General features: G+C 60.9%; 13 protein-coding genes. 7 read left to right on the top strand and 6 right to left on the bottom strand.

All coding sequences use genetic code 11. The features are described 5' to 3' along the window. Positions 1-18: 18 nt before the first annotated feature. Entirely contained in the window at positions 19-744 is a 726-nt protein-coding gene (locus tag NKF25_RS12215) for a ThuA domain-containing protein (protein ID WP_253226945.1), read from the bottom strand. Positions 745-1,302: 558 nt separating this feature from the next. Here NKF25_RS12215 and NKF25_RS12210 point away from each other — a divergent pair. Then, on the top strand, positions 1,303-2,076 hold the full coding sequence (locus NKF25_RS12210; protein WP_253226944.1) for an IclR family transcriptional regulator: 774 nt from the start codon (positions 1,303-1,305) through the stop codon (positions 2,074-2,076). 190 nt (positions 2,077-2,266) lie between these two features. Here the strand turns inward: NKF25_RS12210 and NKF25_RS12205 are convergent, their stop codons facing one another. Next, complete coding sequence (locus tag NKF25_RS12205; RefSeq protein WP_253226943.1) at positions 2,267-3,208, bottom strand: dihydrodipicolinate synthase family protein; 942 nt, start codon at positions 3,206-3,208, stop codon at positions 2,267-2,269. Between the two features lie 192 nt (positions 3,209-3,400). Here NKF25_RS12205 and NKF25_RS12200 point away from each other — a divergent pair, with 192 nt between their 5' ends. From NKF25_RS12200 to NKF25_RS12185, 4 genes are all read left to right on the top strand, one after another. Continuing rightward, entirely contained in the window at positions 3,401-4,645 is a 1,245-nt protein-coding gene (locus NKF25_RS12200; RefSeq protein WP_253226942.1) for a mandelate racemase/muconate lactonizing enzyme family protein, read from the top strand. A 93-nt stretch (positions 4,646-4,738) separates the two neighbouring features. Then, positions 4,739-5,872, top strand: a complete 1,134-nt coding sequence (locus NKF25_RS12195; protein WP_253226941.1) for a mandelate racemase/muconate lactonizing enzyme family protein — start codon at positions 4,739-4,741, stop codon at positions 5,870-5,872. Positions 5,873-5,930: 58 nt separating this feature from the next. Next, positions 5,931-6,395: a universal stress protein gene (locus NKF25_RS12190; protein ID WP_253226940.1), complete on the top strand. Its 465-nt coding sequence runs from the start codon at positions 5,931-5,933 to the stop codon at positions 6,393-6,395. 131 nt (positions 6,396-6,526) lie between these two features. Further along, positions 6,527-7,366 (top strand): NAD(P)-dependent oxidoreductase, encoded by an 840-nt coding sequence (locus NKF25_RS12185; protein ID WP_253226939.1) that lies wholly within the window; start codon positions 6,527-6,529, stop codon positions 7,364-7,366. 34 nt (positions 7,367-7,400) lie between these two features. On the opposite strand, the gene NKF25_RS12180 is transcribed toward NKF25_RS12185, so the two are convergent. Continuing rightward, entirely contained in the window at positions 7,401-8,852 is a 1,452-nt protein-coding gene (locus NKF25_RS12180; RefSeq protein WP_253226938.1) for an aldehyde dehydrogenase family protein, read from the bottom strand. Positions 8,853-8,989: 137 nt separating this feature from the next. On the opposite strand from NKF25_RS12180, the gene NKF25_RS12175 reads away from it, so the two are divergent. Beyond that, positions 8,990-9,226 (top strand): hypothetical protein, encoded by a 237-nt coding sequence (locus NKF25_RS12175; protein ID WP_253226937.1) that lies wholly within the window; start codon positions 8,990-8,992, stop codon positions 9,224-9,226. Positions 9,227-9,374: 148 nt separating this feature from the next. On the opposite strand, the gene NKF25_RS12170 is transcribed toward NKF25_RS12175, so the two are convergent. Together NKF25_RS12170 and NKF25_RS12165 are read right to left on the bottom strand one after the other, a co-directional pair. Beyond that, positions 9,375-9,806 (bottom strand): PPC domain-containing DNA-binding protein, encoded by a 432-nt coding sequence (locus tag NKF25_RS12170; RefSeq protein ID WP_253226936.1) that lies wholly within the window; start codon positions 9,804-9,806, stop codon positions 9,375-9,377. Between the two features lie 41 nt (positions 9,807-9,847). Next, positions 9,848-10,894: a lactonase family protein gene (locus NKF25_RS12165; RefSeq protein ID WP_253226935.1), complete on the bottom strand. Its 1,047-nt coding sequence runs from the start codon at positions 10,892-10,894 to the stop codon at positions 9,848-9,850. Between the two features lie 121 nt (positions 10,895-11,015). Between NKF25_RS12165 and NKF25_RS12160 the strand changes: the two genes are divergently transcribed. Then, a complete protein-coding gene (locus NKF25_RS12160; RefSeq protein ID WP_253226934.1) occupies positions 11,016-11,840 on the top strand; it encodes a glucose 1-dehydrogenase in 825 nt (274 codons plus the stop codon). Between the two features lie 32 nt (positions 11,841-11,872). On the opposite strand, the gene NKF25_RS12155 is transcribed toward NKF25_RS12160, so the two are convergent. After that, positions 11,873-13,006, bottom strand: coding sequence for an enolase C-terminal domain-like protein (locus NKF25_RS12155; RefSeq protein ID WP_253226933.1), 1,134 nt, complete (start codon positions 13,004-13,006; stop codon positions 11,873-11,875). Positions 13,007-13,065: the final 59 nt, after the last annotated feature.

Raw genomic sequence — 13,065 nt, 5'->3', positions numbered from 1 at the left:
ATCGTTCGATACCGCGCCTTATCGCTCCTCAAGCGATTCGATGGGGTCGGTGTTCCCCCAGTTGACCGTCGCCCCCTCGTTCGGGGATGCCCAGACGACGGCGTTGCCGATGACCCGTTGGACCTCGGGTTGATGGAAGATCGGATACTCCTCGTGGCCGGGACGAAACGCGAAGATTCGACCTCGGCCACGGCGATAGCAGACGCCGGAGCGGAACACCTCGCCGCCCTCGAACCACGAGATGAACACGGTTCGGTCGGGTTCGGGCACGTCGTACGGTTCGCCGTACATCTCGGTCGATGGAATCTCGAAGTGCTCGTCGAGGCCGTCGGCGATGGGGTGACCGGGGTCCGCCACCCAGACGCGTTCGGTTTCGCCGCCGTGCCGATACTTGATGTTGCAGGTCGTTCCCATGAGGCGCGTAAACGGCTTCGAGTTCTTCCCCGAGTGCAACGGGACGAATCCCATCCCATCGTGAACCGCATCGACGACGCGGGTCGCGACATCGTCGCGTACCTCGTCGTTCGCGCAGTGTGACCACCAGACGAGAACGTCCGTTTCGGCGAGGACGGATTCGGTGAGACCGTGCTCCGGTTCCTCTAATGTCGCCGTTTCGACGGAGTGGCCGTCGGCTTCCAGACTCGACGCGATGGCACCGTGGATACCCTCCGGATAGCGTTTCGCGACTGACGGTTCTTCACGTTCGTGGACGTTCTCGTTCCAAACGGTTACTCGAACGGTCATACGTTGTGTGCTCTCGAAAACGAACCATAAGTGTTCGGTTCGACTCGACGGTGTCGTACGCCGAGGCGTCAGCAGGGGAACGATTGTGACGACCCGGCCCATCCGGACGGAGGATGAGGAAGGAAGAACCCTCATATTGTTCCCTTCTGCCGAACAGTAACGTTACAGAGATAGAGATGTAATGGGCAGTGTTGCACGATAGCATACGTATCCAGTTACGGACGGGCAACGACCGATCAGCCCTCAGTGAAAACGACCGGAAAGGCGGATTCCGGAAAAAGAACTGTCACTGCTATCGCCGATGGTGCCGATCGAACGGGTGCGATGCGGTGTTTTCGGATGGGATCGAGGATTCCCAAGAGGCGAACGGGCCATCGATCAACCGGCGTTCGCTGCGAAGCGGTTAGATACTGATGGCGGTCGCAGTTCCGCCGCGTGGCGTTTCAACGCTCATCGGTGACCGCTACGGTCGAAGGATCGCAAGTCGTCAACGGTACGGGAGCCGCTGGTTCCCTACAGGGGAACAAATTTATATTAGGGGAGTACCGTTTGTGTGGTATGACAAGACAGGCCGAGGAAAACACCGGACGAACGATCCAATCGGTGAAGATAGCGTTCAACATCATCGACGTAATCCAGGAGCGTCAGAACGTCGGTGTGACCGAGTTATCGAACGAACTGGGACATTCGAAGAGCACCATTCACAGCCACCTGCAGACGCTCGTCGACCGGGAAATCGTGGTTCCCAAAGACGACAGATACCGTCTGAGTCTCCGAATTCTGGACATCGCGAGTCACGTTCGGGACCAGGTTGGGAACTACGAAGTGATCGAGAAGGAAGTCGAGGAGTTGGCGATGAATACGAACGAAATCGCGCAGTTCGGAATCGAGGAGTACGGTCGGGTATCGTACCTCTGTAAATCGAGAGGGCCGAAGGCAGTCGAGACGGCGTCGAGGGTCGGAACGCAACAGCCGATGTACGCGACTTCGTTGGGAAAGACGATCCTCGCACACTTGCCTGCCGAGCGACAGGATCGGATAATCGCGGACTGCAGTTTCGAACGGCAGACGGAGAAAACGATTACGAGCTCCGAGGAACTTCGCGACGAACTGGAGACGATCATCGAACAAGGATACGGGATCGACAACGAGGAGAACATCCACGGGCTTCGGTGCGTTTCCGCGCCCATACAAAGCGGGGATTCGATACTGGGCGCCATCAGCATTTCCGGCCCGACGAGTCGGTTCACGGACGACCGACTTCACAACGAACTCGCGGATCACGTCCTCCGCGCGGCAAACGTCATCGAGCTCAATACGAGATATTCCTAGTCGCGCTGCTCTCTTTTGGGGATTTGAACTCCGCGGCGAGGCTCCCGAGGGACCAAAGGTCCGAAAGCATGGGAGCCCGCACCAACGTGTTCACTATCGGGATCGCTTCGATATCCCGCCAGCGGGGAGGTCCGCGTGTCGAAGTCGGTGATCGTTCTAGAGATGACTCTCGCCGACTGCGACCGGACCGTCATTCCGCGATGAGGCGTTCGATGTCGTCTTCGAGTTGACCGTACAGCTCCTCCGCCGTCCGCTCGTCCGCGGGCGACAGCGGTTCGATCGGCTCACGAACCTTCCCGCCATGTAATCCGGCGAGGTCGAGTCCCTTCTTCACCGCTGAAACGCTGATCGCTCCGGCTATCGTGTTGTTCTTCCCGGTCTCTTCGCGGAAGTTTTGATAGGGCACACAGATGTTGCGGATGCGTCTCGCGCGCTCCCAGTCGCCCGCAGTAAGCGCATCGAATAACGCGAGTCCGATTTCCGGGCGGAAGTTGCTGACGCCCGCCGAGAACCCTTCGATACCCTCGTTCCAGAACGGTAGGGCAAACGGCTCGGCGAGACCGTCCACCCAGACGACGTCGTCGGCACCCGCTTCGACGCCCCTTCCGAGTTTGACTGCGTCCTCAAGGGCGTACTTGATCCCGACAACACCATCGACGTTCGTCAGATCCCGCAGGTATTCGACCGAGGGGTCGAACCCCTTGACGTACGGGACCAAGGGGGCATCGGCGACGGCATCGAGTTTCTCGTAGTATCGGATGAGCCCCTGTTCGTGGATGTACGAGTGATCCGGGGGCATTATCATCATCGCGTCGACTCCGACGCGGTCGTAACTACGGATGGTATCCTTCGCTTCCTCCGTACTCCCGCCGACACCGGCGAGAATGCAGGCGTCCGAAGGGAGCGCGTCCACGCTGGATCGTGTTACTTCGACCCGCTCGTCCCGTGAGAGGGAGTGGTACTCGCTGATATTAGCGGACGCCAAAAACGTCCGAATCCCGCCGTCATAGAGACTTCTCGCGTTCTCTTGGAGCTTTTCGTGTTCCACCTCGAGGTCGTCGTCGAACGGTGTAAGGAGTCCAGCGGCGACACCACGCAGGTGCTGACGCACCTCATCGTTGGAAAGTGGCATACTCGAGAATCTAAGCGCGTCAGCATAAAATCTTCGTCTATGAAAATCAAATTTGACATATGAGTGGGTAGACTGTCCGGATTGAAAATAGAATTTACCCGACATTCATAATTCGACTCGGCATCCATCCCCCGATGCGTGCGAACGAGAAATTCCCCGAGGTTTATCGTCCTGCGGTCGGCAGTGGTGTACATGCGGCTTACGAACGTTAGCGGCTACGCACTCTCGTCCCCGATAGACCCGCCACAAGACCGTCGTTTTTCCGGCGGAGTCAGACGCTTGCGCAAACGCGATGTCGTTCTCGTCGTCCTCGAAACCGAGACCGGAGAACGGGGCGTCGCGACCGCCGGTGCGAGCAGTTCCGCGATGCGGGAGTACTTCGAAGGAGATTCACAGGCGACGTTCGCCGACGTCGTTAACGGTGCCGTGTCCGAGTCACTCGTCGGCGAATCCATCGAGGCGGTCACCGATGCGCACGAACTGTTGCACGAAACCGGACTCCCGGATCGGCTTCGATACGAGGCGATCTCAGCGATCGACGTGGCGCTGTACGACCTCCGTGGGAAAGAACTGGGCGCACCGATCTACGAACTCCTGGCCGAGGAGTTCGGAAGCGACCCTACGACGGAGATACCGATGTACGCGAGCGCGGGTATGTACATGGACCCGGCCGGATATGCCGAGCAGGCACGGGCCCTCGAAGCATCCGGGTTCATGGGGTACAAGTACCGACCGGGAATCGGAGTCGACGGTGATCGGGAGACGATCGACCGCCTCGCCGAAACGGTCGACGACATGGAGTTCATGCTCGACACGCATACGTGGTGGAAGCTCCGTGACGCGTATGGGGAAGCGGCGGTTTCGGAACTGGTCGAGTACGCGAGCGAGCGCGGGGCGTACTGGATAGAGGAACCCGTCGAACCGGACGACAGGGCGGGATACATCGAGCTCTCGGCCACGGGTGCACCGCTCGCGGGCGGTGAGAGCGAGGAGACATCGGCCGGGCTCATCGAACTCGGGCGAACCGAGGCCGTCGATTTCCTCCAGGGGGACGTCCGGCATCACGAGGGGTACACGGGCTGTGTGTCGGCTGTCGAGTTCTGTCGCGGCCGCGATGTCGAATTCGTCCCACACAACTTCGGCACGTGGCTCGGTCTCGTCGCCAACGCGCACCTCGTCGCCGCCGCCCCGGAGGTAGACCTGCTCGAATATCCCGTCTTCGAGCGCGACCCGTTGCTCGGGGGGGACGTCGACCCCGGAATGTACCCGTTCGACCTCGCGTTCGACATCATCACCGGAACGCCATCGGTTACGGACGGCGTTCTGACGGTCCCCGATGGCCCCGGACTTGGCGTGGAAGTCGATCTCGATGTCATCGAGGAGTATCCGTTCATCGACGGTCCGTGGACCGAGTTCCGGTACGACGAGGACCTCTGATTCTCCGTCTGTATGGGATGTTCCCTCCCACGAGTTCCGCCGTCGACCGCTGCGTGACATAAATTATAACTTACCCGACTCGGAGGGTAGCACATGGAAGTTACGAACGTCGAGACGATTCCCATCTCTACGAGCCTTCCCGAAGGGGAGGGAGTGGGTGATGCTCGCGGCTTCGGACGAACGCGTGCGACGACGTTACTCCGGATCGAAACGGACGAAGGAACGATCGGGTGGGGCGAAGCGTTCGCTCCGGGTCCCATCGTGGCGGCAACGATCGACGAACTGTTTCGGGACCAAGTCGTCAGGATGGACCCGTTCGACGTCGAGTCGCTCGCCGACCGGTCGTACACGGACCCGTACCACTTCGGCGGAAGCGTGTTCGTGCAGAGTTGCGTCAGCGCCATCGACGTTGCCCTCTGGGACATCATCGGGAAAACGGTCGGACGACCCGTTCATCGGCTTCTCGGCGGCACGGAGTGTCGGACACTGACGCCGTACGCGTCGACGATGTACTTTACCGAAGCGGACCGGCCACTCGAACGACCCATTCAGGAAGCCGTCGATGAAGGGTTCACCGCCGCGAAGATAAAGATCGGAAGTGGGTTCGACAACGACGTCGAACGGGTCCGCATCGCACGACAACTCCTCGGCGACGATGCGCGCTTGATGGTCGATATGAACGGGAACTATCGCCCGCAACAAGCCGTCAAGACGGCGAGGGCCATCGAGAAGTACGATATCACGTGGATCGAAGAACCCGTACCGCCGGAGAACCAGACCGGATACCGCGAGGTGAAATCCCGGATCGACACGCCGATAGCGGCAGGCGAAGCCCACTACGGACGATTCGCGTTCAAGCGCCTCATCGACGACCGGGCCGTCGACATCGTTCAACCCAACCTCGGACGATGTGGTGGGTTTTCTGAGGCGCGACTGATCGCGGACATGGCCACGACGGAGAACGTCGCCGTTCGACCGCACATCTGGAACAGCGGGGTCGGAATGGCCGCGGCGGTGCAGTTCGCCGCGAGCGTCTCGTCCTACCCGCACACCCGAAACATCCCGGAACCGATGATGGTGGAGTTCGACAGGAGCGAGAACCCGCTTCGGAGCGAGATTCTCGAAACGCCGTTCGATCCGTCCGGCGGAGTCCTCGACGTCCCGCAGGGTCCCGGACTGGGTATCTCGGTCGACCGAGACACGGTCGAGCGCTATCGAACTGAGTGAAGACGGCCATCTTTCGGCCCTACATAGTTTTATTTACGATGCCACTCCATCAGTGAGCATGCAACGAGGACTCGTCGTTTTAGACGACACCGAGATGCACAGACGCTTGCTCGAAGAGGCCGGTCGGTTCGCAGCCAACTCCGACGCCGAGTTGATACTGTTTTCCTGGATAACGCCGGAGCAGTTCGAAGAGCAACTCGATGCGCTCGAATCGGTGGAGGAGACTGAACGGACGAACTATCGCGAGTTCACGGCACAGGAGGCCGCCGTGCGCTTCGGCCGTCGGTTTGCCGAGGAAACGCTGGGGACGCTATCCGAGGACGTGAGCTACGACGTCGTCGGCGAAGTGACGGAGAAGGACGAACTCGGGAGTACGGTACTCGAAGTGGCGGAGAAACACGGCTGTGATCACGCGTTCGTCGCCGGACAGAAACGGTCTCCCACGGGGAAAGCCCTGTTCGGCGACGTCACACAACGGGTTATCCTCAACTTCGACGGGTTCGTGACGACCGCGATGGAATGATCGTCAACGGTGGTCGAGGTCCGTCAGTGGTCACTGGAATGATCGTCGGCGGAGATTGAGACCAATCGGCGGTCGCTGGAACGACCGCCGGTTCCAGTTGATTTAATAGCCAAACACGCAATCGTACCAGCATGGACGTTGTAGTGACCGGTGTCTACGGACGCTGTGGAACCGCCATCATCGATAACCTTCACGACCGACCCGAATACGACTTCACGTACTTCAACCGGTCCGATAGACCGAGCGACCACCCGTACGGCGAGTACGACACGGTCGTCGGCGACATCGCCGAGTACGAAAAAGTTCGAGACGCCTTCGAGGGACAGGACGCCGTCGTCCACCTCGCCGCCTACCCGTACACCGACGGCGACTGGGGGGAGATCCTCGAACCGAACATCATCGGCATGTACAACGCGCTCGAAGCCGCCAGAGAAGCGGAGGTCGAATCGTTCGTCTTCGGATCGACGAACCACGTCATGGGGATGTACGAACAGGCGCACAAACCCGAGTTGTACGCCCCCACGTACGACCTCGTCATCGACGACACCGATCCGGTCCGTCCCGATTCGTACTACGGAGCATCCAAGAGTTTCGGCGAGGACCTCGGCCGCTACTACGTCGAGAACTACGAGTACCCGAAGCGATTCTACGCGCTTCGCATCTGTAGCGTGCGGATGCCGGAGTACGACCATCCCTACGGTGACGCGGAAATCGGCGTCGAGGAGGGCGAGTGGGAACGAAACAGCGCCGAGTACGACGAACAGGTGGCGCGAATGAAAGCGACGTGGCAGTCGCGGCGGGATTTCGCCCATCAGATCGACTGTTGTCTACAGGACGAGTCCGTCGAATTCGATATCTTCAGCGGCGTGAGCGACAATCGACGACGGTGGTACGACCTCGAACACGCGCGCGCGAAGATCGGATACAACCCACAGGACGACGGCGAGGAGTGGGACGCGCCCCCGGAATAGGATTCCGTGTTCCCCGACCGTACTCGTTCGAACCTCAGTAGTTCAGATACGCCGTCTTGATGGAACTAAAGAAGTCGAGACCGGCGTCACCCTGTTCCCGGTACGTGTTCGTCGACGACCCTTTGTAGCCGCCGAACGGCACGTGAAGTTCCAAGCCGGTCGTCTTCTCGTTCACCTTCGCGACGCCCGCCTCGACGTCCTCGATGAACTGATGTCCCTCCGAGAGGTCGTCCGTGACGATACTGGCCGACAGGCCGAACTCCACGCCGTTCGCGACGGCCACCGCCTCCTCGAAGTCCGACACCGAGATGACTGCGAGTACCGGTCCGAACACCTCCTCCTGGGCGATTCGCATGTCGGCGCGGACGTCGGAGAAGACGGTCGGTTCGACGAAGTGTCCGTTGTCGTATTCGTCACCGGTGAGACGGTCGCCGCCGGTTTCGAGGGTCGCACCGTCTTCGAGGCCGATATCGACGTATTCGAGCGTGCCTTCGAGTTCGCTCTCGGTCACGTGTGGTCCCATGTCGACGTCCGTGGCTCCGTCCCCGATTTCGATCGATTCGGCGTAGTCCACGATGCCCGCGACGAATTCGTCGTACACGTCCTCGTGGACGATGGCGCGGGAACAGGCGGTACACGCCTGTCCGGTGACCCCGAACGCGCCCGAACCGACGATGTCTACGGCCTCGTCGAGGTCGGCACTCGGCATCACGGCGGTCGGGTTCTTTCCGCCCATCTCACACTGCACGCGTTTCAGGTCCTCGGTCGCGGTCTGGGCGACCATCGTCCCGATGGCCGTACTCCCAGTGAACGACACGGCGTCGACCGCACCGTGTTCCGTAAGGGGGCCTCCGACGTCGCTACCCGACCCGGTCACGTAGTTGACCACCCCGGCGGGCAATCCGGCCTCCTCCAGGCATTCGACGAGTTTCAACGAGACGCCGGGTGCGGCGGACGCGGGTTTGAGAACGACCGTGTTCCCCGCCGCGAGGGCCGGAGCGAGCTTCCACGCCGGAATGGCGATGGGATAGTTCCACGGCGTGATGAGCGAGACGGTTCCGAGCGGTTCGCGTTTCGTGTACAGTTGCTTGTTCGCGGCGCTCGCCGCTTTCATCGTACCGCCGAGGTCACGGGTCTTCTCCGCGTAGTAATCGAAGATATCGATGGCGCGTTGTACTTCGCCACCGGCCTCCGCGAGGGTCTTTCCCTCTTCCGTGGTGAGCGTCTCGGTCAGTTCGTCCTTGCGCGTATCGAGTGCGTCTGCCGTCCGTTTCAGGATACGACCGCGCTCCGGTGCGGGCGTCGAAGCCCATTCGTCCTGCGCCGCAACTGCTGCCTCGACCGCGCTTCTTGCGTCGTCACCCGTCGATTGTTGGTACGTCGCCACGATTTTGGTTTCGTTCGCCGGATTACGTACCGCAAACGTGTCACCCGACGCTGATTCTGTCCAGTCTCCGTCGATATAATTACCGTAGTCTGTCGACATCCTCAGAGACAGCAACGGACGGACACTATACTAAGGTTTTGGTGATGACAAACGAAATGAGGAGGATATCCACCGAGATGAAAAGCGAAGAGACCCACCCCAACCGATTTATACTGTTACTACGTACCACGCTACCAATGAGTTCAGTTCAGAAAACTGGCGAGACCAACGACGGAACTAGCCGTTCGATGGAATTGTTTTCGACGATCAGAAACTCGGTCACGCTCTCCCTCGCGACGCTGGGAATCATCATCTTCGTCATCGGGTTCCTCATCAACACCGGAATCTGGGCGGCGATGTGCGCCACCTGGGGGGCGGCGCTTTTCCTCGTCGGCGTAGTTGGGTACACGTTCATTTGGTGGCAACGTCGGTAAGCGACCGACGAACCATCCGCCCACGCGTGGCGGCGATTCCGGGACGTCTCGAACTATTTCGCGTTCCCGGAACGTTTCGAACTACTTCTCGTCGCGATTCGGCTACCCGCATGCTACCGGGAGACTTCCCACTACCTCGAAACCGTGGTCATCGGCGCTTCAGTTGCGAGACGGCGTTCTCTCCCGGTCGCCGATGTAACGAGAGGTCGGCTACTTTTCTGATGGTGAATTCGCCGAGAATGTTCACTTCACACCCCGATTCGAGGTGTCCGCCCACCGTTCTGTCGCCGTTGAACGCCGTGACGTGCAGGTGAGGTTCACCATCCGCGATGAGGCCACCGACGTTCGTCACCTCCCACGAACCGTCGAGCGAGAGGTGTACGTTCCGGTCGGTCTTGTCCTCCGGAAGGTCGGTTCGGTTCACGTAGTGGATGTTCAGGTTGCTGAACGTTCCGATACCCGAGACGAGGACGCCCGTGTCCACGTCGTGTGTTTCACAGGCGTCGATGATCGATTCGAGTGCCAAGTCACCGCGGTCGAGACGGACGATGACGTGTCCGTCGGATTCGAACGTTTCCATGGACCTACAGTGCTGACTGCGTGTAGCGGTGGGATAAGTCTTCACCCTCGAATCGGGACGAAACGAACGCACATGGGTTTCGGCACCGCTACGGAATCCCTCGGCTGTGGTCGCCCCGTTTCCGGATGCAGTTCGAACACCGCCACCCCGCCACCGTCCTTGTTTGCGGCGAAGAGGTATCGACCGGTCGGGTCGAGCGCGATGGTGCGGGGCGTCCGTCCACCCGAGGAGACGTGGCTCTGCACATCGAGTCGGCCAGACGTCGGATCGACTTCGAAGAACGCGATGCTGTCGTGGCCGCGATTGGATCCGTACACCCACCGTCCCGACGGGTGAACACGGAGGTCAGCGGCCCGGTTTTCGCCGTCGAACGACGACGGCAGCGTGCTCACCGTTTCGACGTTTCGGAGCGCTCCCGTCCCCGGCCGTACGTCGAACACGGTCAGCGTCGATTCGATCTCGTTGACGACGTAGAGGAGACGCCCGTTCGGGTGACGCTCGAAGTGTCGCGGACCGGTTCCCGGCGGAAGCGTCACGTCGGGAATCGACGCCGAATCCAGATTCCCATCAGATCGGTGAAAGAGGGTGGCGATGCGATCACGCCCTAAGTCGGGAACGTAGACGACGCCACCGGTCGGCCCCGGCGCGATGGAGTGGGGATGTGAAGCAGTATCCTGTCCTTCAGCCCCGAATTCGAGAGTCGTGCCGACCCCCAGTCGGCCGTCGGAACCGACCGGGAAGGAGGAGACGGTCCCACCGCCGTAGTTCGCGACGTAGACGTAGTTTCCGTAACTGTCGATGGACACGTAGCAGGGACCTGCTCCGCCGCTCGGCCGTCTATTGAGTCGCGTCAGGGTCGCATCCGGGTCGTCGATCCGATACGCGGAAACGAGGCCACCAGCAGTCCGGTCGACCGTGTACACGTACTCCCCAGTCGGGTGGATCGCGAGATAGTATGGGTTTTCGGCGGGTGAACTTCCCGATTTCGTCACCGACCCATTTGAGGCATCGAACCGATAGCTAACGACGCTGTCCGTCCCATCACCCGGCGATGAACACACGAGCATCACCGATCGTGAATCGACCATACTCCCCCGTCACGCCGCACGGATATGTGGGTTTCCACGAGATGCTTCCGTGTGTTGGGGGGTCGGTAGCTTCGCGTCGAACGACCGAAGTAGTTATGCGCGCGACGGCCAACGAACAGTCATGTGCGAACGATTAGCAGGGGCTGTCGCCGTCGTCACGGGCGGCGGAAACGGAATCGGTGCGGCAACGTGCGTTCGACTCGCCGAAGCGGGCGCGTCGGTTGTCGCAGTCGACTGGGATTCGGATGCCGCCGAGGCGACGGCATCGAAGGTGAAGGACCGAACTGGTCGGGAAGCGGTCGGCATAACGGCCGACGTCGGCGACGAGGAACAGGTGATGGAGATGGCAGAGACAGTATCGAATCGGTTCGGACACGTCGACGTCCTGGTGAACAACGCCGCGGTCCGCGCCGCTCCGGGACCGGTAACGTCGGCCGACGAAACGAGTTGGGACCGCATCCTCGCGGTGAACCTCAAAGGCGTCGCGTTCTGCGCGAAGCACGTGATTCCGTTGATGGAGACGGGCGGGTCGATAGTCAACGTCGCGTCGAACGGCGCGTCGGTCGCTCGGCCCGAGTGGTCGCAGTACGATGCGACGAAAGGGGCACTCGTTTCGATGACTCGAGACATGGCCTGTGACCACTCCGCCGACGGAATCCGGGTAAATGCCGTCTCTCCGGGGTGGGTCATCACGGAGTACCATCTCCCCGACGACGAAGCGGAGGCACGCCGGTTCTTCGCGGAGAAGACGACGCCGCACGCCGACGGTCCCGGTGTCCTCAAACGTGCGGCGACACCGCGCGAAATCGCCGACGCCATCCTCTTTCTTGCGTCCGAGGAGTCGTCGTTCATCACGGCAACCAACCTTCCCGTCGATGGCGGCGTCGGGGCGGTCGGAAAGGGATTGGCGTGGCGCGACGCGGGTTTCGAAGAGACCACCGATTGATCTGCCAGACGTAACGCGAACGGGAGGCGGATTCAATCGTCGATGCGGTTCGCTTCGAGAAACTCCCAGTCGAAGGAGTATCCCAGTCCGGGATCGTCGGGCACGGGAACGTGTCCGTCGTCGTCCAACGGGTCGACGATATCGGTCAACCACGGCGTCGCCGCCTCGTAGTCGAACTTCGGATGTAACAACCCTCGTTCGTAGTACTCGCCCGGCGTCGTCATCGCTCCCAGGAGGTGTAAGTTCGGAGCGTTTCCGCCGTGGACTTCGCAGGCGACGTTGAACGACTGACAGAGGTGAACGACCTTTATCGCGGGCGTAAGCCCACCGACGTCGTTGACGCCGACACGGCTGATGTCGGCGACGTCGCGTTTTATCCACTCCGCACGAGTGTACATCTGCCCTTCCGCGGTCTCCGGTCCGACGACGGGAACGTCGACGGTCTCCGTCAGCCACTCGTAGGAGGACATCGAGTGTTCGTCCATCGGTTCCTCGAACCATTTGAAATCGAGGTCCGAAAGGGCACGTCCGATCCGCTGTGCCTCGGTTCGACTGTAGTAGTGGTGCGAATCGAGCATGAGACCGACGTCGGGGCCGACCGCCTCCCGAACCGCACGACACGCCTCGATGACGCGGTCCGGGTCCGCGTCGTACGGCGGCATCCAGGTGTGGAGTTTGACGGCACGATACCCCTGGTCGAGCAGTTCGACGGCGAAATCGGCGTACGCCTGCGGCGTTCCGAGTCCGTCCGGGTCGTCGTCACCGACCATCGTGCTGGCGTAGGCCGGAATCCGCTCCCGGTGGCCACCCAGTAGCCGATAGACGGGGACGTCGAAGTGCTTTCCGGCGACGTCCCACAGCGCACAATCGATTCGAGCGACGTTCGAATCCGTGAGCGTGCCTCGGTGAAGCCGTTGTGATCGGTTGAGCCGTCGCCAAATTCGCTCCCGTTCGAGTGGGTCCTCGCCGACGAGATACGTGCTCGCGAGGTCGTTCGCCTCCTCGGTCCCACCGGGACAGTAGCCGTCCGGGCCGCCGTCCACGAGTATGCGCGTGATGGTCCCAGTCCGCTTGGATGGATCACCGGGATGGGCGTGACCCCTTTCGTCGTGACTCTTTCTCGAACGGTACGTGAATCGGATCGTTTCGATGTCGTGGATCTGCATCGCGAGGTACTAACTACACGGACGAACCGCGGTTAAGCGTTCGGTTGGTTCGAGGTCGT

The sequence above is a fragment of the Haladaptatus sp. AB643 genome (genome assembly GCF_024136975.1).
Lineage (GTDB): Archaea > Halobacteriota > Halobacteria > Halobacteriales > Haladaptataceae > Haladaptatus.
This window is presented reverse-complemented; position numbering and strand designations above follow the sequence as displayed.

Coding starts and splice junctions, on each gene's coding strand:
- NKF25_RS12190 (WP_253226940.1), top strand. CDS start 5,931: ATGCAACGAGGACTCGTCGTTTTAGACGACACCGAGATGCACAGACGC.
- NKF25_RS12155 (WP_253226933.1), bottom strand. CDS start 13,006: ATGCAGATCCACGACATCGAAACGATCCGATTCACGTACCGTTCGAGA.
- NKF25_RS12195 (WP_253226941.1), top strand. CDS start 4,739: ATGGAAGTTACGAACGTCGAGACGATTCCCATCTCTACGAGCCTTCCC.
- NKF25_RS12170 (WP_253226936.1), bottom strand. CDS start 9,806: ATGGAAACGTTCGAATCCGACGGACACGTCATCGTCCGTCTCGACCGC.
- NKF25_RS12215 (WP_253226945.1), bottom strand. CDS start 744: ATGACCGTTCGAGTAACCGTTTGGAACGAGAACGTCCACGAACGTGAA.
- NKF25_RS12165 (WP_253226935.1), bottom strand. CDS start 10,894: ATGGTCGATTCACGATCGGTGATGCTCGTGTGTTCATCGCCGGGTGAT.
- NKF25_RS12200 (WP_253226942.1), top strand. CDS start 3,401: ATGCGGCTTACGAACGTTAGCGGCTACGCACTCTCGTCCCCGATAGAC.
- NKF25_RS12160 (WP_253226934.1), top strand. CDS start 11,016: ATGTGCGAACGATTAGCAGGGGCTGTCGCCGTCGTCACGGGCGGCGGA.
- NKF25_RS12210 (WP_253226944.1), top strand. CDS start 1,303: ATGACAAGACAGGCCGAGGAAAACACCGGACGAACGATCCAATCGGTG.
- NKF25_RS12180 (WP_253226938.1), bottom strand. CDS start 8,852: ATGTCGACAGACTACGGTAATTATATCGACGGAGACTGGACAGAATCA.
- NKF25_RS12185 (WP_253226939.1), top strand. CDS start 6,527: ATGGACGTTGTAGTGACCGGTGTCTACGGACGCTGTGGAACCGCCATC.
- NKF25_RS12175 (WP_253226937.1), top strand. CDS start 8,990: ATGAGTTCAGTTCAGAAAACTGGCGAGACCAACGACGGAACTAGCCGT.
- NKF25_RS12205 (WP_253226943.1), bottom strand. CDS start 3,208: ATGCCACTTTCCAACGATGAGGTGCGTCAGCACCTGCGTGGTGTCGCC.